Here is a 20,909-nt window from a genome sequence, read left to right as displayed (position 1 = left end):
CTGATGTCCGATCCCTTGCCCTCCGACGCGGCCTCGCGGGTACCCGCCACTGCCGCCACACTGTCCGCCCTGAAACCCGGCGCCCGCTATGCACAACCGCGCCCGCCCGGCTCGGCCGACGGCTGGCTGCTGGCCGACCTGGCCCGCCAGGGCGGCCGCCCGCTGGTCGTGTTGACCGCCGCGCCGCTCGAGGCCCAGCGCCTGGCCGACGAGATCCCGCAATTCGCGCCCGAGCTGCGCGTGCGCCAGTTGCCCGACTGGGAAACGCTGCCCTACGACGCGTTTTCGCCGCACCAGGACCTGGTCTCCGAACGCCTGCAAACCCTGCATGCGCTGATGCAGCACGCGGTCGACGTGCTGCTGGTGCCCGTCACCACCGCGCTCTACCGGCTGGCGCCGCCGTCCTTCCTGGCTGCCTATACCTTTTCGTTCAAGCAGAAGGACCGGCTCGACGAAGCAGCGCTGCGCGCGCAACTGACGCTGGCCAACTACACCCACGTCACGCAGGTCACCGCCCCCGGCGAGTTCTGCCTGCGCGGCGGCCTGATCGACCTGTTCCCCATGGGCTCGGCCGTGCCGTACCGGCTCGACCTGTTCGACGACGAGATCGAATCCATTCGCAGTTTCGATGTCGATACGCAGCGCAGCCTCTATCCGGTGCGCGAAGTGCAGTTGCTGCCGGGCCGTGAATTCCCCATGGACGAAGCCGCCCGCAACCGCTTCCGCGCGCGCTTCCGCGAGGAATTCGAGGGCGACCCTTCGCGCGCCCTGCCCTACAAGGACATCGGCAACGGCATCGCCTTTGCCGGCGTCGAATACTACCTGCCGCTGTTCTTCGACGAAACCGCCACGCTGTTCGATTACCTGCCGGCCGACGCCATCACCGTGACGCTCGGCGACATCGACGATGCCGTGCTGCGCTTCACGCAGGATACCGCCAGCCGCCACGCCTTCCTCAAGAGCGACCGCGAACGGCCGGTGCTGCCGCCCGAGGCGCTGTTCCTGGACGGCGCAGCGCTGCATGCCCGCTTCAAGGCCTTTGCCCGCCTGGCCCTGACCGACGGCGCCGCCCACCCCGACTTCGCGCCGGCCCCGGATGTCAGCGTATCGCGGCGGGCCGAAGATCCCATCGCGCGGCTGCGCACGCTGCTGGCGCGCGGCGAGTCGCGCGTGCTGTTGTGCGCCGATTCGGCGGGGCGCCGCGAAACGCTGGCGCAGATGCTGGCCGAGTTCGGCGCGGCCCCCGCGGCCCAGCCCGAGTCCATCCAGGCTTTCGTGGCCTCCGATGCGCCCTTCGCGCTGGCCACCGCGCCGCTGTCGGCCGGTTTCGGCATTCCCTCGGCGCGCCTGCTGTTCCTGACCGAGAACGACCTCTACCCCGGGCTGGCCGGCGTCTCGCGTCGCGGCCGCCGCGCCCAGGAGCGCGCCAGCAACGTCGAGGCCATGGTGCGCGACCTGTCCGAGCTGCGCGCCGGCGACCCGGTGGTGCACGCGCAGCACGGCATCGGCCGCTACCACGGCCTGGTCAACATGGACATGGGCGAAGGCGAGATGGAATTCCTGCATCTCGAATACGCCAACGGCAGCACGCTGTACGTGCCGGTCTCGCAACTGCATGTCATCGCCCGCTACAGCGGCGCCGACCCGGACGCCGCGCCGCTGCACCAGCTCGGCTCCGGGCAGTGGGACAAGGCGCGTCGCAAGGCGGCCCGCCAGGTGCGCGACACCGCCGCCGAGCTGCTCGCGCTGTATGCGCAGCGCGCGGCCCGCGAGGGCTATGTCTTCAAGCTGCCCCTGAACGACTACGAGGCCTTCGCCGAAGGCTTCGGCTTCGAGGAAACCGCCGACCAGGCGGCGGCCATCCAGGCCGTCATCGCCGACATGACGTCCGGGCGCCCCATGGACCGCCTGGTGTGCGGCGACGTCGGCTTCGGCAAGACCGAAGTCGCGCTGCGCGCGGCCTTCCTGGCGGTGGCCAACGGCAAACAGGTGGCGCTGCTGTGCCCGACCACGCTGCTGGCCGAACAGCATGCGCAGACGTTCGCCGACCGCTTCGCCGACTGGCCGGTGCGCGTGGTCGAGCTGTCGCGCTTCCGCTCCTCCAAGGAAGTGGCCGAGGCGGTGCAAGGCATCAACGACGGCCGCGTCGACATTGTCATCGGCACCCACAAGATCCTCTCCAAGGAGGTGCGGTTCAAGCGGCTGGGCCTGGTCATCATCGACGAAGAGCACCGCTTCGGCGTGCGCCAGAAGGAAGCCCTGAAGGCGTTGCGCGCCGAGGTCGACGTGCTGACGCTCACTGCCACCCCCATCCCGCGCACGCTGGGCATGTCGCTGGAAGGCATACGGGACTTCTCCGTCATCGCCACCGCGCCGCAAAAGCGCCTGGCCATCAAGACCTTCGTGCGCCGCGAGGACGGCAGCACCATCCGCGAGGCGCTGCTGCGCGAACTCAAGCGCGGCGGCCAGGCCTATTTTCTGCACAACGAAGTCGAGACCATCCACAACCGGCGCGCCCGCCTCGAAGAGCTGGTGCCCGAGGCGCGCGTCGCCGTGGCGCACGGGCAGATGCCCGAGCGCGAGCTGGAACAAGTCATGAAGGGCTTCTACCAGCAGCGCTACAACGTGCTGCTGTGCACCACCATCATCGAAACCGGCATCGACGTCCCCACCGCCAACACCATCGTCATCCATCGCGCCGACCGCTTCGGGCTGGCCCAGCTGCACCAGCTGCGCGGCCGCGTGGGGCGCTCGCACCACCAGGCCTACGCCTACCTGCTGACGCCCGGCGAAGACGCCATCACGGCCAATGCCAAGAAGCGGCTGGAGGCCATCCAGGCCATGGAAGAACTGGGATCGGGCTTCTACCTGGCCATGCACGACCTGGAAATCCGCGGCACCGGCGAGGTGCTGGGCGAATCGCAGTCGGGCAATATCCAGGAAATCGGCTTCTCGATGTACAACGAGATGCTCAACGAGGCCGTGCGCGCCCTCAAGGCCGGCGAAGAGCCCGACCTCGACGCGCCGTTCAACCTGGCCTGCGAAGTCAACCTGCACGCCCCCGCCCTGCTGCCCGCCGACTACTGCGCCGATGTGCACGCGCGCCTGGCCATATACAAGCGCCTGTCGCACGCCGCCGACGCGGACGACCTGATCCGCATCCAGGAAGAACTGATCGACCGCTTCGGCAAGCTGCCCGAGGCCGCCCAGACCCTGCTGACCACCCATCGCCTGCGCCTGGCCGCGCAGCCGCTGGGCATCGTCAAGATCGACGCCAGCGAAACCCAGGCGCTGCTGCAGTTCGGCCCCAAGGCGGCCGTCGAGCCGCTGCGCATCATCGAGCTGGTGCAGAAGCAGCGCCACATCAAGCTGGCCGGCCAGGACCGGCTGCGCATCGAATTCACGGCCGCCCAGATCCCCGCCCGCGCCGACGCCGTGCGCGCGGTGCTGCGCTCTCTCAAGTAATATCCAGCCGCCGCCTCATCGTGCCTTCTTCCTCCGGATCCGCCATGCCCACGCATCACCTCGTCATCCAGTCCCCGTCCCTGAACGCCGCCCAGGTCGAGCAGCTGGCCGCCCTGGCCAACGCCCAGGGCGTCGTGCAGCTCGGCGCCACGGCCGCGCGTCTGCTCGACGTCGACCAGGATGCCGAAGTGCGCCGGCAGGTCACCGCCTGGGGCGAACAGCACAGCGTGGATACCGCCTTCGTCCCCGCCGGCGCGCGCCTGGCGCAATGCAAGGTGCTGGCCATGGACATGGACTCCACGCTCATCAACATCGAGTGCATCGACGAGATTGCCGGCGTGGCGGGCGTGAAGCCGCAGGTGGCCGAGATCACCGAGGCGGCCATGCGCGGCGAGATCAAGGACTTCGCCGAAAGCCTGCGCCGCCGGGTGGCGCTGCTGGCCGGCACCCCGGCCAGCGCGCTGGAACAGGTCTATAGCGAGAAACTGCGGCTCAATCCGGGCGCGGAGCGCCTGATTGCCACGGCCCGGGCCGCGGGCCTGAAGGTGCTGCTGGTGTCGGGCGGCTTCACGTTCTTCACCGAGCGCCTGCGCGAACGCCTCGGGCTCGACAGCGCGCATGCCAATACGCTGGAGGTCCGCGATGGCGTGCTCACCGGCAAGGTGCTGGGCGACATCCTCGACGCCGACGCCAAGCTCGCCCACTTGCGCGCCTTCGCGCAGGCCCATGGCGCCACGCCGGAGCACACCATCGCCCTGGGCGATGGCGCCAACGACCTGAAAATGCTGGGCGCCGCCCGCTATGCGGTGGCCTATCGCGCCAAGCCGATCGTGCGCCAACAGACGCCCTACGCGCTGAACGTGGCCGGGCTGGACGGCGTGCTGAACTGGTTCGAAAGCTGAACCGCGGGCATTGCGGGCACGGCCGGGTGTCAGGCGCCTGCGGAGCCTGACACCTGCCTGCCGCGCCTCAGTACTTCACGTTGAGCGAGAGCACCGCCGAGCGGCCCGCGCCCAGGGCGGCGTAGTGCGAGGCATAGGCCTTGGTGTAGTACGTCTCGTCGAACAGGTTGTTGATGTTCAGCTGCGCCGTCAGGTGCTCGTTGAACTGATACGCCGCCATGGCGTCGAAGCGCCAGTACGAAGGCACCCAGCGGGCCTTGGGCGTGCCGTTGGCGTTGTCCGAGGCGTCCGAATTGCCGTACACCTTGGCCACGTAGTAGGCGCCGCCGCCCACCGTCAGCTGCGGCAACACCTTGTAGGTGCTCCACAGGCTGAATGCGTGGCGCGGCGTGTTGGGCAGGTCCTCGCCCTCGGCACCGCTGTTCGCGGCGCCCTTGACCAGTTCGCTATCCATGAAGGTATAGCCGCCGTAGACGTTCCACTTCGGCGTGATGCTGCCCGAGAAGCCCAGTTCCAGGCCGCGCACCTTGGCCTTGCCCACCTGCTCCGTCTCGTTGGCCGAGACCTGTACATTGGTGTTCTTGCGAATGTCCTGGAACAGCGCGGCCGACAGGGCCAGGCGATCGTCGAGCACCTGCCACTTGGTGCCCACCTCGACGGTGCGGCTCTTTTCCGGTTCGAGGTCCGCATTGCCGGCCGACACCGAGTCCGAGATGGCGGTGCTGATCGCCGCCGGCGTGGAGGAAGTGCCGAAGCTCGCGTAGACCGTGCCGTTGGGCAGAGGCTTATAGGCGACGCCGAGCTGGTAGTTGAACAGGGTGTCGTCGCGCGAGGTATCGTAGACGTCGGGCGTGCCCGCCGGGTCATTGCGGCCCTTCGTGAGGTTCTTGCCGCTGGTGCTGTAGCGGTCCAGGCGCACGCCGGCGCTGGCTTGCCACTGTTCGTTGATCTTCACCGTATCGAAGCCGTAGACCGATACCGTGTCGGTCCGGTACACCTTGGGCGTATCGCTGCGCGTCAGCGTGCCGCCATAGGCGTCGCCCGGGTCGGGATCCCACAACGACGTGCACAGCGGCCCGGTATTCACGGCGCAATCGGTGCTGCGGTCCACGCCGCTCTCGGTATACGTATAGTTGTCGCGCGTGCTGGTGGAAAACTCGAAGCCCAGGTCGAACGAATGCTCGAGCGAGCCCGTGTTGAACTGGCCCAGCAGGTCGGTGGTGTTCGAGAACGACTTGTTGATGTCGTAGCCGCTCTTGAGCACACGCGCGACCTTGCCCAGCACGACGTTGCCCTTGCTGTCGTCCGGGTTGGTGGCCGCGTAATCGGTGGTGGCTCGGCTGTAGCGCATGACGTTGCGCAGGCGCAGGTTGCTGGCAAAATCGTGCTCGACAGTCAGCGTGAACGTATCGTCGCGCGTCTTGAAGAAATCGCGCTCCTTCAGGCCGTAGAAGGTCTTGCGGCTGACGCCGCGCGTCTCGGTCACCGGCTGCCCCGACTCGGGATCGTACGGGATCGAGTAGTCGGGCATGCTGTCGTCCTGGTAATGCTCATAGCCCAGGGTGATGCGCGTCGGCGTCCCCACGCCCAGCGTCAGCGAGGGCGCGACGCCCCAGCGCTCGAAGTCGACCGCGCTGTCGCGGCCCGGCACGTCGCCCTTAGTGCCCATCAGGTTCAGGCGGAACGCCGCCTGCTCTCCCAGGCGCCAGTTGCCGTCGGCGGTCGCGCGGTAGTTATTGTCCGTGCCCACCTGCAGCGTGCCTTCGGCAAAATCGACCGCCTTGGGCTTCTTGGTCACCAGGTTGATGCTGCCGCCCGCCCCGCCGCGGCCGGAATAGACCGAATCCGGCCCCTTGATGATTTCCACCTGTTCCAGGTTGAAGGTGTCGCGGACCTGGATGCTGCTGTCGCGCACGCCGTCGACGAAGATGCTGCCGGCCGAATTCTGCCCGCGGATGATGGGAATGTCGCCGCCGGGCCGGCCACCTTCGCCAGCCCCGAAGGTGATGCCGGGTGAGTTGCGCAGCACGTCCTGCAGCGAAGTGGCGGCCTGGTCCTGGATCACCTGCTGGGGCACCACCTGCACCGTGCGGGGCGTGTCCAGCAGGGGCGCCGTCATTTTCGGCGATTGGGACACCTGGGCATCGTACGGCGACGACTCCCCTTCCACCTGGACCGGCGCGAGCTGCTGCACCGAAGTCTGGGCGCTGGCCTGCGAGGCCAGACAGAAAGCAGGAGCGACCATCGCCGCGGCGAGCGACGAGGCCAGCGAGTTCATTGAATACGAGTCCAGGGCCTTCACAACGGCTTCTCCAAATAGAAATAGCAACGATTCTTATTTTTTGATCGGGCTAGATTCTGAATGGAACACCTGACAATCGCCTGAACATCTGCTACAGATCCGCGAATTACAACGATTTATCGCCGGCCGGATGAAAAAAAGCGCCTGCAAGCAGGCGCTTCTTACTGGGAAGCGGATCTCAGGATCGCAAAGAAGGATGGCGCTTGAACAAATACCGGTAGACGAAGCCCGGGTAGCCCAGCACCAGGTACAGGCTCAGCGTAATGGCGTAGAACTCCCAGCCCTGCGAGAACGAGTTGCCCAGCGCGGCCTCGAAGGCGAATCCCAGGGCGATGACCAGGGCGTAGTACAGCAGGAGTTCCAGCATGCGCAGCCAGAACGGCTTGGCCGCCCCGCCCTTCCAGGGCAGCACGGCCAGCACACGTTCGGTCAGGAACGGCAGGTTGGCGCTGACCAGCGCCAACGCAATCAATAGCCAGACGGCGAGGGTCTGGTTCATCCCCCGGCCTGCTTACAGCCCCAGCGAGGTCTGGATGGCATGCACGCACAGCGCCATCAGCCCGCCCGGCAGGATGCCCAGGACCAGGATCAGCGCGCCGTTCAGCGACAGCACGCCGCGCGGCCCGCACGAAGCCGCCACCGGCCCGACTTCGGCCACCGGCTCGTCGAAATAGACCACCTTGACCACGCGCAGGTAGTAGAAGGCGCCGATCAGGGAGAACAGCACCGCGACCACCGCCAGTGCCACATGGCCGGCCTCGACCAGCACCTGCAGCACGGCCAGCTTGGCATAGAAGCCCACCATGGGCGGGATGCCGGTCAGCGAGAACATCAGCAGCAGCAGGATGGCGGCGTGCCAGGGGCTGCGGCGGTTCAGGCCCTTCAGGTCGTCGATGTGCTCGCACTCGAAACCCTGGCGCGACAGCAGCAGCACCATGCCGAAGGTGCCCAGCGTGGTCAGCACGTAGACCAGCATGTAGAACAGGGCCGAGCCGTACGCCTGCGCCGACGCGCCGGGATTGCCCTCCACGGCGCCGGACATCAGGCCCAGCAGCACGAAGCCCACGTGCGAGATGGTCGAGTACGCCAGCATGCGCTTGAAATTGGTCTGCGCGATGGCGGTCAGGTTGCCGATGGCCAGCGACAGCACGGCCAGGATCATCAGCATGGGCTGCCAGTCGGCGGCCAGGCCGTGCAGGCCCTCGACCAGCAGGCGCAGCGCAATGGCGAAGGCCGCGAGCTTGGGCGCCGCGCCCAGGATCAGCGTCACCGCGGTGGGCGAACCCTGGTATACGTCGGGCACCCACATGTGGAACGGCACCGCGCCCAGCTTGAAGGCCAGGCCGGCAACCAGGAACACCACCCCGAACACCAGCGCCATGTTCTCCTGGCGGCCGGCGGAAACCACCTTGGCGATCTCCGCGATGTCGAGCTGCCCGGTGGCGCCGTAGACCATGGACATGCCGTACAGCAGGAAGCCGGAAGCCAGCGCGCCCAGCACGAAGTACTTCATGGCCGCCTCGGTGGCCACCACGTCGTCGCGGCGCAGCGCGATCAGGGCATACAGGGCCAGCGACATCAGCTCCAGGCCCAGGTAGATGCTGATCAGGTTGCCCGCCGAGATCATGACCATCTGGCCCAGCAGGGCCATCAGCGTCAGCACGTAGAGCTCGCCGCCGCGCAGCATGTCGCGCGCCTGGGCGTAGGCCCGGCCGTAGACCAGCGTCGCCGCCACGGCGACATACGAGGCGATCTTGAGCAGGTGCGAGAGGTTGTCCGCCACGTACAGGCCATTGAAGGTGCGGCCGACGGCGCCGTCGTTCCACTGCACCAGCGACACGACCGTCAGCACGCCCAGTGCCAGCAGCGAAAGCACGAACGTGGGCTTGCGCTCGGGATGCGAGCTGACCGCGTCGATCAACAGGATCGCCAGCGCGAAAACCAGCAACAGGATCTCGGGTGCGGCCAGGGCGAAATCGATGTGGGATTGCATCATGGTTCAGTCTTACAGTTTCGAGACGGCAACGTGTTGCAGCAGGGCCTCGACCGAAGCGTGCATGACGTCGGTAAAGGGCTTGGGATGTATGCCCATGTACAACACGGCAATGGCCATCACGCCGAGGATCAGGAATTCGCGCGCATTGATGTCGGTCAGGGCGCGCACGTTGTCATTGGCGATGTCGCCGAACGCCACGCGCTTGACCATCCACAGCGAGTACGAGGCGCCCAGGATCAGCGCCGTCGCGGCCAGCAGGCCGATCCAGAAATTGTGCTCGACCGCGCCCATGATCACCATGAACTCGCCCACGAAGCCGCTGGTGGCGGGCAGGCCGCTGTTGGCCATGGAGAACAGCACGAAGAAGGTGACGAAGCGCGGCATCACGTTGATGACGCCGCCGTAGTCGGCGATACGCCGCGAGTGCAGGCGGTCGTACAGCACGCCGATGCAGAAGAACATGGCGCCCGACACGAAGCCGTGCGAGATCATCTGCACGATCGCGCCCTCGACGCCGGCCGTATTGAAGATGAAGAAGCCCAGGGTCACGAAGCCCATGTGGGCCACCGACGAATAGGCCACCAGCTTCTTCATGTCGTCCTGGACGATGGCGACCAGGCCGATGTAGATGACGGCGATCAGCGACAGGGCGATCATGAGGCCGGCCAGGCTGTGCGAGGCGTCGGGCGCGATCGGCAGCGAGAAGCGCAGGAAGCCGTAGGCGCCCAGCTTCAGCATGATGGCCGCCAGCACCACCGAGCCGCCCGTGGGGGCCTCGACGTGGGCGTCCGGCAGCCAGGTATGGACCGGCCACATCGGCACCTTGACCGCGAAGGCGGCCAGCAGCGCCAGGAAGATCAGCACCTGCGGCGTGTAGCCCAGCTTGGTCTGGTGCCAGGTCTGGATGTCGAACGAGCCGCCCGAGACGTTCCACAGGTAGAGGAAGGCCACCAGCGTGAGCAGCGAACCCAGCAGCGTGTACAGGAAGAACTTGAACGCGGCGTAGACCCGGTTGGGGCCGCCCCACACGCCGATGATGATGTACATCGGGATCAGGGTGGCCTCGAAGAACACGTAGAACAGCAGGCCGTCGAGCGCCGCAAACACGCCCACCATCAGGCCCGACAAGATCAGGAAGGCGGCCATGTACTGCGCCACGCGGCTGGTGATGACTTCCCAGCCGGCCAGCACCACGATGATGGTGATGAACGCGGTCAGCAGCACGAACCACAGCGAAATGCCGTCCACGCCCAGGTGGTAGTTGACGTTGAACGCCTCGATCCAGGACGCCTTCTCGACGAACTGCATGGCGGCGGTGGAGGAATCGAAGCCCGTGTAGAGCGGAATGGTGACCACGAAACCGGCCAGCGCCCCGACGAGCGAGAGGCCGCGCGTCAGCCCGGGACGGTCGTCGCGGCCCAGAGCCAGCACCAGCAGGCCGAATACGATCGGAACGAAGATCGCAAGCGTAAGCCAGGGAAAAGTGTTGGATGCCATGTCGCTTGCCGTCATTGGGGAATCAGCACAAAGAAAGTTACCAGCGCCATGATGCCGATGATCATCGCGAACGCGTAGTGATAGATGTAGCCGGACTGCAGGTGGCGGCTGACCGCGGCCACCCAGCCCACCACGCGGGCGCTGCCGTTGACCACCACGCCGTCGATCAGGCCGCGGTCACCGGTCTGCCAGAGCCCATGCCCCAGGCAGCGCGCGCCGCGCGCAATGACCTGTTCGTTGATCCAGTCGACGTAGTACTTGTTGTCCAGCAGCTTGTAGATGCCCGACAGGCTCGACTTGATGGCGGCCGGCACCTTGGGGTTGACGAGGTAGCAGTACCACGCGATGACGGCGCCCGCCACCACCAGCCAGAACGGCACGGTCTGGAAGGCGTGCAGGCCGAAGGCGACCCAGCCGTGCCATTCCTCGCCCAGCTCGTGCATGGCCGGGTGCTGGGGCAGCACCTTGATCACGCCGTCGAAGAAGCCGCCGAACAGCATCGGGTCTACCACCCAGGCGCCGATCAGCACCGAGGGGATCGCCAGCAGCACCAGCGGCAGGGTCACGACCCAGGGCGATTCATGCGGCGTGCCGCCGTGGTGGCCGTGGTCGTCATGGCCGTGGGCGTCATGGCCATGGCCATGGCCGCTGGTATCGAAGCGCTCCTTGCCATGGAAGACCAGGAAGTACACCCGGAACGAGTACAGCGAGGTGACGAACACGCCGACCAGGGTGGCGTAGTACGCGAAGCTGGCGCCCCAGACGCCGGCCGCGCCGGCGGCCTCGATGATGTGCTCCTTGGAATAGAAGCCCGAGAAGAACGGGGTGCCGACCAGGGCCAGCGTGCCCAGCAGGAAAGTGATCCAGGTGATGGGCATGTACTTGCGCAGGCCGCCCATGTTGCGGATGTCCTGGTCGTGGTGCATGCCGATGATCACCGAGCCCGCGCCCAGGAACAGCAGCGCCTTGAAGAAGGCGTGCGTCATCAGGTGGAAGATGGCCACCGAGTAGGCGGAGGCGCCCAGCGCCACGGTCATGTAGCCGAGCTGCGACAGCGTGGAATACGCCACCACCCGCTTGATGTCGTTCTGGATGATGCCCAGGATGCCCAGGAACAGCGCGCCGATGGCGCCGATGACGATCACGAACGACAGCGCGGTGTCGGACAGCTCGAACAGCGGCGAGAAGCGCGCCACCATGAAGATGCCGGCCGTCACCATGGTGGCGGCGTGGATCAGCGCCGAGATCGGCGTGGGGCCTTCCATGGAATCGGGCAGCCAGGCGTGCAGCGGCACCTGGGCGGATTTGCCCATGGCGCCGATGAACAGGCAGATGCAGGCCACGGTGAGCAGCATCCAGTCGGTGCCCGGCAGGGTCTCGCCGGCCAGCTTGTCGGCCTGCGCGAACACGTCGGCGTAGTGCATGGTGCCGGCGTAGGCGAACAGCAGGCCGATGCCCAGCACGAAGCCGAAGTCGCCGACCCGGTTGATCAGGAACGCCTTCATGTTGGCGAAGATGGCCGTGGGGCGCGTGTACCAGAAGCCGATCAGCAGGTACGACACCAGGCCCACCGCTTCCCAGCCGAAGAACAGCTGGACCATGTTGTTGGACATGACCAGCATCAGCATCGAGAAGGTGAACAGCGAGATGTACGCGAAGAAGCGCTGGTAGCCGGGGTCGTCGGCCATGTAGCCGATGGTGTAGATGTGCACCATCAGCGATACCGAGGTGACCACCACCATCATCATGGCCGACAGCGGGTCGATCAGGAAGCCGATCTCGAGCTTGGTCTGGCCGATCAGGCTCCAGGTGTAGACCGTGCCGTCGTAGGTGTGGCCGTTGAGCACGTCGCCGAGCACGACCAGCGAACCCACCGTGGAGATCAGCACCCCCAGGATGGTGATGATGTGCGAACCGCGGCGGCCGATGGGCCGGCCCAGGAACCCGGTGCCGAACAGCCCGGCAAGAATCGCGCCGGCCAGTGGCGCCAGCGCGATCAGCAAGTACAGGTTGGGTGAGCTAGACATTTTCTTCCAATACCCCGTCAGCCCTTCAGGCGATCGAGTTCGTCAACGTTGATCGTGTTCAGGTTGCGGAACAGCAGCACCAGGATGGCCAGCCCGATGGCGGCCTCGGCGGCGGCCACCGTCAGGATGAAGAACACGAACACCTGGCCGGCGGTATCGCCGAACCAGCTGGAAAACGCCACGAAATTCATGTTGACGGCCAGCAGCACGAGCTCGATGGACATCAGCAGGATGATCAGGTTGCGACGGTTCAGGAAGATGCCGAAGATGCCGATGGCGAACAGGATCGCACCCAGCACCAGGTAGTGGGCCAGCGTCAGCGTCATTCTTTTTCTCCTTGGGCGTCGTCGGCGGGCGCGGTCACGCGGCCCTGGGCGCGATCGCTCTGGGCAGGCATGCTGACCAGGCGGAAGCGGTCCTTGGCCCGCACGCGCACGGCGGCGGACGGATCGTTGTACTTGGCGTCGCGGCGGCGGCGCAGCGTCAGCGCGATGGCGGCGACCATGCCCACCAGCAGCAGCGCGGCGCCCACTTCGACGGCGTACACGTACTGGGTGTACATGGCCTCGCCCAGCGCGCGGGTGTTGTTGTAGTCGCCCGCGACCGGCGCCTGCGGGCCGGCGCCGTACCAGGTGGCGCCCAGCACGAACGACATCTCGAGCACCAGCACCGCGCCGATGATCAGGCCGAGCGGCAGGTAGGTCTTGAGGCCATGGCGCAGCGCATCGATGCGGATGTCGAGCATCATGACCACGAACAGGAACAGCACCATTACGGCGCCCACGTATACCAGCACCAGCAGCAGCGCCAGGAACTCGGCGCCGAGCAGCATCCACAGCATGGCCGCGTTGGCGAAGGCGAGGATCAGGTGCAGGACGGCGGTGACGGGACTGCGCGCGGTGATGACGCGGAACGCGGCGATCACCAGGACGGCAGCCAATATGTAGAACAGGACAGTGGTGAAAGTCATGGATCAGACCTTAGGCGTCAACGGTATGGCGCGTCTTCGGCCCGGCGGCGGGCGATTTCGGCTTCGTAGCGGTCGCCCACGGCGAGCAGCATGTCTTTGGTGAAGTACAGGTCGCCGCGTTTTTCGCCGTGGTATTCGTGGATATGGGTTTCCACGATGGAATCCACGGGGCAGCTTTCTTCACAGAAGCCGCAGAAAATGCACTTGGTGAGATCGATGTCGTAGCGCGTCGTGCGGCGGGTGCCGTCGTCGCGGATGTCCGATTCGATGGTGATGGCCAGCGCCGGGCAGACGGCTTCGCACAGCTTGCAGGCGATGCAGCGCTCTTCCCCGTTGGGGTAGCGGCGCAGCGCGTGCAGCCCGCGGAAGCGCGCCGAGGTCGGCGTCTTTTCCATCGGGTAGCGCAAGGTGACCTTGCGCTTGAAGAAGTACTTGCCCGTCAGGCGCATGCCCTTGAGCAGCTCGGCCAGCATCAGGCTGCCGAAGAAATCTTTGATCGCTTCCATATCCTGCCTCAGCTTGGCGCATCAGCGCCAAATGTTCCAGGGCGTCTGCATCCAGATCGCCACCACGACCAGCCATACGCCGGTCAGCGGGATGAAAATCTTCCAGCCCAAACGCATGATCTGGTCGTAGCGGTAGCGCGGGAACGACGCGCGGAACCACACGAACAGCGAGACCACGAAGAATGTCTTGATGCCCAGCCAGATCCAGCCCGGGATCCAGGTCAGCGGCGCGATGTCGATCGGGGACGTCCAGCCGCCCAGGAACATGATCGAGGCCATGCAGGACAGCAGGATCATGTTGGCGTATTCGCCCAGGAAGAACAGCGCGAATGCCATGCCCGAGTACTCGACCATGTGGCCGGCCACGATCTCGGATTCGCCTTCCACCACGTCGAAGGGGTGGCGGTTGGTCTCGGCCACGGCCGAGATCACGTAAATGACGAACAGCGGCAGCAGCGGCAGCCAGTTCCAGGACAGGAAGGTCAGGCCGCGCTCGGCGAACCAGCCGCGGGTCTGGCCCAGCACGATCTCGGACATGTTCAGGCTGCCCGACACCAGCAGCACGGTCACCAGCACGAAGCCGATGGCCAGTTCGTACGAGACCATCTGGGCCGAGGCGCGCAGCGCGCCCAGGAACGCGTACTTGGAGTTCGACGCCCAGCCCGCCACGATGACGCCGTAGACGCCGATGGAGGTGATGGCCATGACGTAGAGCAGCCCGGCATTGACGTTGGCCAGCACCACTTCGGGCCCGAACGGCACCACCGCCCAGGCGGCCAGCGCCGGCATCAGGGTGACCACCGGGGCCACCACGAACAGCACCTTGTTGGCCTGGGTGGGAACCACCACTTCCTTGGTGAGCAGCTTGAACACGTCGGCGAACGGCTGCAGCAGGCCCCGGAAGCCGACGCGGGTCGGCCCGAGGCGCACGTGCATCCAGCCGATCATCTTGCGTTCCCAGTAGGTGAGATAGGCCACGCAGAGAATGATGGGCACGGCGATGACGACGATCTTCACGATCGTCCAGAGCACCAGCCAGGCCGTCGGCCCCAGCAAGGCCTGACCGTGGCTTTCAAGAACATTGAGCCATTCCATGTCAGGCACGCTCCAAGCTGATTTCACCGAAGGCGCCGCCCAGGGCGGCGGTTTGTTCGAAAGCCGCCGCGATGCGCACGGCACGATCGGCCACGGCGTCGTCCTGGACGGTTTCGAGCTCGACCGAACCGGCGGCCCCGGAGACCCGTACCTTGACGCCCGCCGCCAGGCCCAGCTCGGCCAGCGTGCGGCCGTTCAGGCGCGCGGTGGGCGGGCGCGAGGCCGGCGCCGCCTGCAGCGGCTCGGAACGCCGCACGATGGCGTCGCTGCGGTAGATGGGCACGTCGGCGACGCGCTCCAGGCCGGCGAGGGGCTGGCCCAGCCCGAGCGGCGCCTTGATGTCGTTGGACAGGCGGCCTTCGACACCGCCGGCCAGGGCGGTGTCGCGCACCGACTCGGAGGTCTCGTCGTCGAAGCCCTGCAGCTGCAGCACGTTGCCCAGCACGCGCAGGACCTTCCAGGCCGGACGGCTCTGGCCCAGCGGCGCGACCGTGCCCTTGAAGCTCTGCGGCAGGCCCTGCGCATTGACGAAGGTGCCCGAGGTTTCGGTGAACGGCGCGACGGGCAGCATGACATCGGCCCAGTCCTGCGCGGCCGACGCATAGGGCGTGAGCGCCACGGCGAATTCGGCGCCGCGCAGGGCGGCCACGGCTTGCGGGCCGTTATCGGCGTCCAGCGCCGGCTCGGCATGCAGCACGATATAGGCCTTGAGCGGCTCGGCCAGCATGGCGGCGGCGGTCTTGCCGCCCTGCCCCGGCACGGCGCCGGCCAGGTAGCCGCCCACCGTGTTGCCGCCGGAGGTCAGGAAGCCGAAACGGCCGCCGGCCAGGTCGGCCACGCAACGCGCATTGGCGGCCAGCAGCGCGGCCTGCGGCGAAGCCACCGCCATGTTGCCCAGCAGCACCGCGGTATTGCTGCCCGAGGCCAGGCTGGCGGCCACGAGCTTGGCGTTTTCGTCGGGCGTGACGGCGGCGAACTCGGCCGGCACGGGCTGTTCCTTGGCCTGGGCCAGCGCCACGGCGATGGCTGCCAGCGCGGCCGGCAGGCCGGACGGGGCGACCGTGACGCGCGCGGCCACCGGCATGAGCGGGTCGTCGGCGGCGCTGTCGACCAGCAGGATCTGGGTGCCGCGCTTGGCCGCCTGGCGCAGGCGCTGCGCCATCAGGGGGTGGTCCTTGCGCAGGAACGACCCCACCACCAGCACGCGGTCGAGCGTGTCGAGGTCGGCCACCGGCATGCCCAGCCACGGCGCGCCGGTCAGGGCGGCGTCGAAGGCCGGGTCGGTCTGGCGCAGGCGGAAATCGATGTTCTCGGAGCCCAGGGCGCGCACCAGGCGGCCCAGCAAGGCGAATTCTTCAGTGGTGGCGTATTCGGCCGCCAGGGCGCCGATCTGGCCGCCGCCGTGGCTGTCGCGCACGCGCGACAGGCCCTGCGCCACCGCCTGCAGGGCATCGGCCCAGGAGGCTTCCTGCCACTTGCCGTCGGCGCCCTTGATCATCGGCGCCGCCAGGCGGTCTTCGCTGTTGAGGCCTTCGTACGAGAAGCGGTCGCGGTCGCTGATCCAGCATTCGTTCAGGGCCTCGTCCTCGAACGGCACCACGCGCATGGCGCGGTCGCCCTTGACCTGGACCACCAGGTTGGCGCCCAGGCTGTCGTGCGGGCTGACCGAGCGGCGACGCGCCAGTTCCCAGGTGCGGGCACTGTAGCGGAACGGCTTGGAAGTCAGCGCACCCACGGGACAGAGGTCGATCATGTTGCCCGACAGTTCGGACTCGACCGAGCGGCCCACGAAGGTGGTGATCTCGGAGTGCTCGCCGCGGCCCAGCATGCCCAGCTCCATGACGCCGGCGATTTCCTGGCCGAAGCGGACGCAGCGGGTGCAGTGGATGCAGCGGGTCATCTCTTCGGCCGACACCAGCGGGCCGAGGTCCTTGTGGAACACCACGCGCTTTTCCTCGCGATAGCGCGAGGAGGAGCCGCCGTAGCCCACGGCCAGGTCCTGCAGCTGGCATTCGCCGCCCTGGTCGCAGATCGGGCAGTCGAGCGGGTGGTTGATGAGCAGGAATTCCATGACCGACTTCTGCGCGGCCTTGGCCTTCTCGGAGCAGGTGTGCACCACCATGCCATTGGTGGCCGGCGTGGCGCAGGCCGGCAGCGCCTTGGGCGCCTTTTCCACTTCAACCAGGCACATGCGGCAGTTGGCCGCGATGGACAGTTTCTTGTGGTAGCAGAAATGAGGCACGTACAGGCCGAGCTTCTGGGCCGCATGCATCACCATGCTGCCCTCGGGGACTTCGACCTTGTTGCCGTCGACGGTTAATTCAACCATTGCTGTTCCTGGAACCTACAGATATTGCGGGACCACACACGACTTGTGCTCGATGTGGTGCGCGAATTCGTCGCGATAATGCTTGAGGAAGCCGCGCACCGGCATGGCGGCGGCATCGCCGAGGGCGCAGATGGTGCGGCCCATGATGTTGCCGGCGACGCTGTCGAGCAGGTCGAGGTCTTCCTGGCGGCCCTGGCCGTGCTCGATGCGATGCACCATGCGGTACAGCCAGCCCGTGCCCTCGCGGCACGGCGTGCACTGGCCGCAGCTTTCCTCGAAATAGAAGTACGACAGGCGCAGCAGCGACTTGACCATGCAGCGGGTCTCGTCCATGACGATGACGGCGCCCGAACCCAGCATGGAGCCCGCCTTGGCGATGGCGTCGTAGTCCATGGTGGTGTCCATCATGATGTCGGCGGGCAGCACCGGCGCGCTCGAGCCGCCGGGAATGACCGCCTTGAGCTTCTTGCCGCCGCGCATGCCGCCGGCCAGCTCGAGCAGCTTGGAGAACGGCGTGCCGAGGGGGATCTCGTAGTTGCCGGGCCGCTCGACGTCGCCCGATACGGAGAACAGCTTGGTGCCGCCGTTGTTGGGCTTGCCGACCTCGAGGTAGGCCTGGCCGCCATTGCGGATGATCCAGGGCACCGCCGCGAAGGTCTCGGTGTTGTTGATGGTGGTGGGCTTGCCGTACAGGCCGAAGCTGGCCGGGAACGGCGGCTTGAAGCGCGGCTGGCCCTTCTTGCCTTCGAGCGATTCGAGCAGCGCGGTTTCCTCGCCGCAGATGTAGGCGCCGTAGCCGTGGAAGGCATGTAGCTGGAAGCTGAACTCGGAGCCGAGGATGCGGTCGCCCAGGAAACCGGCGGCGCGGGCTTCTTCCAGGGCTTCTTCGAAGCGTTCGTACACTTCGAAGATCTCGCCGTGGATGTAGTTGTAGCCGACGCTGATGCCCATGGCATAGGCCGCGATGGCCATGCCTTCGATCACGATGTGCGGATTGAAGCGCAGGATGTCGCGGTCCTTGAAGGTGCCGGGCTCGCCTTCGTCGGAATTGCAGACCAGGTACTTCTGGCCGGGGAAGGCGCGCGGCATGAAGCTCCACTTCAGGCCGGTGGGGAAGCCGGCGCCGCCACGGCCGCGCAGGCCCGAGGCCTTGACTTCGGCGATGACGTCCTCGGGCTTCATGCCGGTCGAGAGGATCTTGCGCAGCGCCTCGTAGCCGCCGCGCTTGACGTAGTCCTGCAGGCGCCAGTTGCTGCCGTCCACGTCGGCCAGGATCTGCGGCGCGATGTGGCGGCCATGCAGGCACATGGAATTGGACAGGTCGTTCAGGGGGTTGGGATCGAGCCCCTGGGCCAGGTGCTTGTAGAGGTCGGGCGCGTTCATGCCGATTCTCCTTGGGCGCCTTGCGCCTTCAGGCCCTGCACCAGCGCATCGAGCTTTTCTTCGGTCATGCGCACGCACATATGCTTGTTGTTGACGATCAGCACGGGAGCGTCGCCGCAGGCGCCCATGCATTCGCCCTCGACCAGCGTGAACTGGCCGTCGGGGGTGGTTTCGCGGTAGTCGACACCGAGCTTGCGCTTGAGGTAGTCGCCGGCCTTTTCGCCGTCGCGCAAGGCACAGGGCAGGTTCGTGCAGACCGCGATCTTGTGCTTGCCGACCGGCTTGGTATCGAACATGTTGTAGAACGTGGCGACTTCCTGCACCGCGATGGGCGGCACGCCGATGTAATTGGCCACGTCTTCAAGGACTTCGGGGGGCAACCAGCCCTTTTCTTCTTGCGCGATGGCAAGCGAAGCCATGATGGCCGACTGCCGCTGGTCGGCCGGGAACTTGGCGAGTTCCCGATCGATTTTCTGGTAGGCCTGTTCGGAAAGCAGCATAGTTTGAATCCGGATTATGCGGGCGTTCGCGCTGGTGGATCAGCGGTCGATCTCGCCGAAAACGATGTCCTGCGTGCCGATGATGGTGACGGCGTCGGCGATCATGTGGCCGCGCGCCATTTCATCGAGCGATTGCAAATGGGCAAACCCCGGCGCCCGAATCTTCAGGCGGTAGGGCTTGTTGGCGCCGTCGGACACCAGGTAGATGCCGAACTCGCCCTTGGGATGCTCGACCGACGAGAACGCCTCGCCGGGGGGCACGTGGAAACCTTCGGTGAAGAGCTTGAAATGATGGATGAGCTCTTCCATGTTGGTTTTCATGTCGGTGCGCTTGGGCGGGGCGACCTTGTGGTTCTCGATCATGACCGGGCCCGGGTTGTTGCGCAGCCATTCCACGCACTGGCGGATGATGCGGTTGCTTTCGCGCATTTCGGCGATGCGCACCAGGTAGCGGTCGTAGCAGTCGCCGTTGACGCCCACGGGCACGTCGAATTCGACCAGGTCGTAGACTTCGTACGGCTGCATCTTGCGCAGGTCCCAGGCGACGCCGGAGCCGCGCAGCATGGGGCCAGTGAAGCCCAGCGCCTTGGCGCGCTCGGGGTCGACCACGCCGATGCCCACCAGGCGCTGCTTCCAGATGCGGTTGTCGGTGAGCAGGGTCTCGTATTCGTCGACGCAGGCCGGGAACCGGTTGGTGAAGTCCTCGATGAAATCGAGCAGCGAGCCGGAGCGCGCGTCGTTCATGATGCGCAGGTCTTTCTCGCCGCGGTATTTGCTGCCCTCGCCGTACTGCGGCATGGTGTCGGGCAGGTCGCGGTAGACGCCGCCCGGACGGTAGTAGGCCGCGTGCATGCGCGCGCCCGAGACCGCCTCGTAGCAGTCCATCAGGTCTTCGCGCTCGCGGAAGGCATACAGGAACACCGCCATGGCGCCCACGTCGAGCGCGTGCGAGCCCAGCGACATGAGGTGGTTGAGCAGGCGCGTGATCTCGTCGAACATGACGCGGATGTATTGCGCGCGCAGCGGCGGCTCGATGCCCAGCAGCTTCTCGATGGCCATGACGTAGGCGTGCTCGTTGCACATCATGGACACGTAGTCGAGGCGGTCCATGTAGGGCAGCGCCTGGATGTAGGTCTTGTGCTCGGCCAGTTTCTCGGTGGCGCGGTGCAGCAGGCCGATGTGCGGATCGGCGCGCTGGATGACTTCGCCGTCGAGCTCGAGCACCAGACGCAGCACGCCGTGCGCGGCCGGGTGCTGCGGGCCGAAGTTCAGGGTGTAATTCTTGATTTCTGCCATGATTTAACGCCCCATGCCGTAGGAGTCTTCACGCACGACACGCGGCGTGATCTCGCGCGGGTCGATGGTGACCGGCTGGTAGATGACGCGCTTTTGCTCGGGGTCGTAGCGCATTTCGACCGTGCCCGACAGGGGGAAGTCCTTGCGGAAGGGATGGCCGATGAAGCCGTAGTCGGTGAGGATGCGGCGCAGGTCGGGATGGCCCTCGAAGACGATGCCGAACAGGTCGAAGGCTTCGCGCTCGAACCAGTTCAGGCCGGGCCAGCAGTCGACCAGCGACGCCACCATGGGAAAGTCGTCGTCCGGCGCCCAGGTGCGCACGCGCAGGCGCCAGTTATGGGCGATGGACAGCAGATGCACCACCACCGCGAAGCGCGAACGCTGCACGCCCCCGGTTTTTTCTTCAGGGACCTGGCGCGTGCCGTTGCCCCAGGTGAGGTAGTCCACGCCGCACAGGTCGATGCAGGTTTCGAAGCTCAGGCTGGCGTCGGTGCGCAGCTTGTTGCAGATGGGGATCCATTGGTCGGCGGAGACTTCCAGGGTCAGTTCGCCGAGCGCCTCGGTCAGGGCGAGGTCCGGGCCGAGCGCGGCCTGCAGGTTGTGTTTCAGGGTTTCGAGCCTGGTCATCGTCATGTACGCTT

At 66.4% G+C, this 20,909-nt stretch carries 16 protein-coding genes; 2 read left to right on the top strand and 14 right to left on the bottom strand.

Annotated features, from left to right (window positions below):
• The first annotated feature begins 3 nt into the window (after nucleotides 1–3).
• Nucleotides 4–3,465, top strand: a complete 3,462-nt coding sequence (gene mfd, locus CAL24_RS05600) for a transcription-repair coupling factor (RefSeq protein ID WP_094805957.1) — start codon at nucleotides 4–6, stop codon at nucleotides 3,463–3,465.
• Between the two features lie 44 nt (nucleotides 3,466–3,509).
• A complete protein-coding gene (serB, locus tag CAL24_RS05595) occupies nucleotides 3,510–4,367 on the top strand; it encodes a phosphoserine phosphatase SerB (RefSeq protein ID WP_094805955.1) in 858 nt (285 codons plus the stop codon).
• Between the two features lie 67 nt (nucleotides 4,368–4,434).
• Here serB and CAL24_RS05590 read toward each other — a convergent pair whose 3' ends face one another.
• From CAL24_RS05590 to CAL24_RS05525, 14 genes are all read right to left on the bottom strand, one after another.
• Nucleotides 4,435–6,645 (bottom strand): TonB-dependent receptor, encoded by a 2,211-nt coding sequence (locus tag CAL24_RS05590; protein WP_170947050.1) that lies wholly within the window; start codon nucleotides 6,643–6,645, stop codon nucleotides 4,435–4,437.
• A 202-nt stretch (nucleotides 6,646–6,847) separates the two neighbouring features.
• Nucleotides 6,848–7,168: a DUF2818 family protein gene (locus tag CAL24_RS05585; protein ID WP_028356441.1), complete on the bottom strand. Its 321-nt coding sequence runs from the start codon at nucleotides 7,166–7,168 to the stop codon at nucleotides 6,848–6,850.
• Between the two features lie 12 nt (nucleotides 7,169–7,180).
• Nucleotides 7,181–8,665 (bottom strand): NADH-quinone oxidoreductase subunit NuoN, encoded by a 1,485-nt coding sequence (gene nuoN, locus CAL24_RS05580; RefSeq protein ID WP_094805951.1) that lies wholly within the window; start codon nucleotides 8,663–8,665, stop codon nucleotides 7,181–7,183.
• A 9-nt stretch (nucleotides 8,666–8,674) separates the two neighbouring features.
• On the bottom strand, nucleotides 8,675–10,177 hold the full coding sequence (locus CAL24_RS05575; RefSeq protein ID WP_094805950.1) for an NADH-quinone oxidoreductase subunit M: 1,503 nt from the start codon (nucleotides 10,175–10,177) through the stop codon (nucleotides 8,675–8,677).
• Nucleotides 10,174–12,189, bottom strand: a complete 2,016-nt coding sequence (gene nuoL / locus CAL24_RS05570) for an NADH-quinone oxidoreductase subunit L (RefSeq protein ID WP_028356444.1) — start codon at nucleotides 12,187–12,189, stop codon at nucleotides 10,174–10,176. Before nuoL ends, CAL24_RS05575 begins: the two co-directional genes overlap by 4 nt.
• A gap of 17 nt (nucleotides 12,190–12,206) precedes the next feature.
• Nucleotides 12,207–12,515, bottom strand: a complete 309-nt coding sequence (nuoK, locus tag CAL24_RS05565) for an NADH-quinone oxidoreductase subunit NuoK (protein WP_012248610.1) — start codon at nucleotides 12,513–12,515, stop codon at nucleotides 12,207–12,209.
• Complete coding sequence (locus CAL24_RS05560; RefSeq protein ID WP_028356445.1) at nucleotides 12,512–13,159, bottom strand: NADH-quinone oxidoreductase subunit J; 648 nt, start codon at nucleotides 13,157–13,159, stop codon at nucleotides 12,512–12,514. Before CAL24_RS05560 ends, nuoK begins: the two co-directional genes overlap by 4 nt.
• 17 nt (nucleotides 13,160–13,176) lie before the next feature.
• Complete coding sequence (nuoI, locus tag CAL24_RS05555) at nucleotides 13,177–13,665, bottom strand: NADH-quinone oxidoreductase subunit NuoI (RefSeq protein ID WP_028356446.1); 489 nt, start codon at nucleotides 13,663–13,665, stop codon at nucleotides 13,177–13,179.
• Nucleotides 13,666–13,686: 21 nt separating this feature from the next.
• Nucleotides 13,687–14,760, bottom strand: coding sequence for an NADH-quinone oxidoreductase subunit NuoH (gene nuoH, locus CAL24_RS05550; RefSeq protein ID WP_028356447.1), 1,074 nt, complete (start codon nucleotides 14,758–14,760; stop codon nucleotides 13,687–13,689).
• Nucleotide 14,761: 1 nt separating this feature from the next.
• Nucleotides 14,762–17,089 carry an NADH-quinone oxidoreductase subunit NuoG gene (gene nuoG, locus CAL24_RS05545; protein ID WP_094805949.1) on the bottom strand — a complete coding sequence of 776 codons (2,328 nt, stop codon included), beginning with the start codon at nucleotides 17,087–17,089 and terminating at the stop codon, nucleotides 14,762–14,764.
• Between the two features lie 15 nt (nucleotides 17,090–17,104).
• Entirely contained in the window at nucleotides 17,105–18,472 is a 1,368-nt protein-coding gene (gene nuoF / locus CAL24_RS05540) for an NADH-quinone oxidoreductase subunit NuoF (protein WP_094805947.1), read from the bottom strand.
• Nucleotides 18,469–18,972: an NADH-quinone oxidoreductase subunit NuoE gene (nuoE, locus tag CAL24_RS05535; protein ID WP_028356450.1), complete on the bottom strand. Its 504-nt coding sequence runs from the start codon at nucleotides 18,970–18,972 to the stop codon at nucleotides 18,469–18,471. Before nuoE ends, nuoF begins: the two co-directional genes overlap by 4 nt.
• Before the next feature lie 39 nt (nucleotides 18,973–19,011).
• The gene (locus CAL24_RS05530; protein ID WP_028356451.1) at nucleotides 19,012–20,268 is read right to left on the bottom strand and encodes an NADH-quinone oxidoreductase subunit D; all 1,257 of its coding nucleotides are present in this window, start codon (nucleotides 20,266–20,268) and stop codon (nucleotides 19,012–19,014) included.
• Nucleotides 20,269–20,271: 3 nt separating this feature from the next.
• The gene (locus CAL24_RS05525; RefSeq protein WP_028356452.1) at nucleotides 20,272–20,901 is read right to left on the bottom strand and encodes an NADH-quinone oxidoreductase subunit C; all 630 of its coding nucleotides are present in this window, start codon (nucleotides 20,899–20,901) and stop codon (nucleotides 20,272–20,274) included.
• Nucleotides 20,902–20,909: the final 8 nt, after the last annotated feature.

Source organism: Bordetella genomosp. 2 (assembly GCF_002261345.1).
In the GTDB taxonomy this organism is placed as follows: domain Bacteria; phylum Pseudomonadota; class Gammaproteobacteria; order Burkholderiales; family Burkholderiaceae_B; genus Bordetella_A.
The sequence above is the reverse complement of the archived record's forward strand: the minus strand, read 5'-3'. Positions and strand labels throughout refer to the sequence as shown.

What these genes read in the sequence shown, in the direction of transcription:
- nuoG (WP_094805949.1), bottom strand. Translation starts at nt 17,089, where the DNA reads ATGGTTGAATTAACCGTCGACGGCAACAAGGTCGAAGTCCCCGAGGGC.
- nuoF (WP_094805947.1), bottom strand. Translation starts at nt 18,472, where the DNA reads ATGAACGCGCCCGACCTCTACAAGCACCTGGCCCAGGGGCTCGATCCC.
- CAL24_RS05585 (WP_028356441.1), bottom strand. Translation starts at nt 7,168, where the DNA reads ATGAACCAGACCCTCGCCGTCTGGCTATTGATTGCGTTGGCGCTGGTC.
- CAL24_RS05525 (WP_028356452.1), bottom strand. Translation starts at nt 20,901, where the DNA reads ATGACGATGACCAGGCTCGAAACCCTGAAACACAACCTGCAGGCCGCG.
- CAL24_RS05590 (WP_170947050.1), bottom strand. Translation starts at nt 6,645, where the DNA reads ATGAACTCGCTGGCCTCGTCGCTCGCCGCGGCGATGGTCGCTCCTGCT.
- serB (WP_094805955.1), top strand. Translation starts at nt 3,510, where the DNA reads ATGCCCACGCATCACCTCGTCATCCAGTCCCCGTCCCTGAACGCCGCC.
- nuoI (WP_028356446.1), bottom strand. Translation starts at nt 13,665, where the DNA reads ATGGAAGCGATCAAAGATTTCTTCGGCAGCCTGATGCTGGCCGAGCTG.
- CAL24_RS05530 (WP_028356451.1), bottom strand. Translation starts at nt 20,268, where the DNA reads ATGGCAGAAATCAAGAATTACACCCTGAACTTCGGCCCGCAGCACCCG.
- mfd (WP_094805957.1), top strand. Translation starts at nt 4, where the DNA reads ATGTCCGATCCCTTGCCCTCCGACGCGGCCTCGCGGGTACCCGCCACT.
- CAL24_RS05560 (WP_028356445.1), bottom strand. Translation starts at nt 13,159, where the DNA reads ATGACTTTCACCACTGTCCTGTTCTACATATTGGCTGCCGTCCTGGTG.
- nuoL (WP_028356444.1), bottom strand. Translation starts at nt 12,189, where the DNA reads ATGTCTAGCTCACCCAACCTGTACTTGCTGATCGCGCTGGCGCCACTG.
- nuoH (WP_028356447.1), bottom strand. Translation starts at nt 14,760, where the DNA reads ATGGAATGGCTCAATGTTCTTGAAAGCCACGGTCAGGCCTTGCTGGGG.
- nuoK (WP_012248610.1), bottom strand. Translation starts at nt 12,515, where the DNA reads ATGACGCTGACGCTGGCCCACTACCTGGTGCTGGGTGCGATCCTGTTC.
- nuoN (WP_094805951.1), bottom strand. Translation starts at nt 8,665, where the DNA reads ATGATGCAATCCCACATCGATTTCGCCCTGGCCGCACCCGAGATCCTG.
- CAL24_RS05575 (WP_094805950.1), bottom strand. Translation starts at nt 10,177, where the DNA reads ATGACGGCAAGCGACATGGCATCCAACACTTTTCCCTGGCTTACGCTT.
- nuoE (WP_028356450.1), bottom strand. Translation starts at nt 18,972, where the DNA reads ATGCTGCTTTCCGAACAGGCCTACCAGAAAATCGATCGGGAACTCGCC.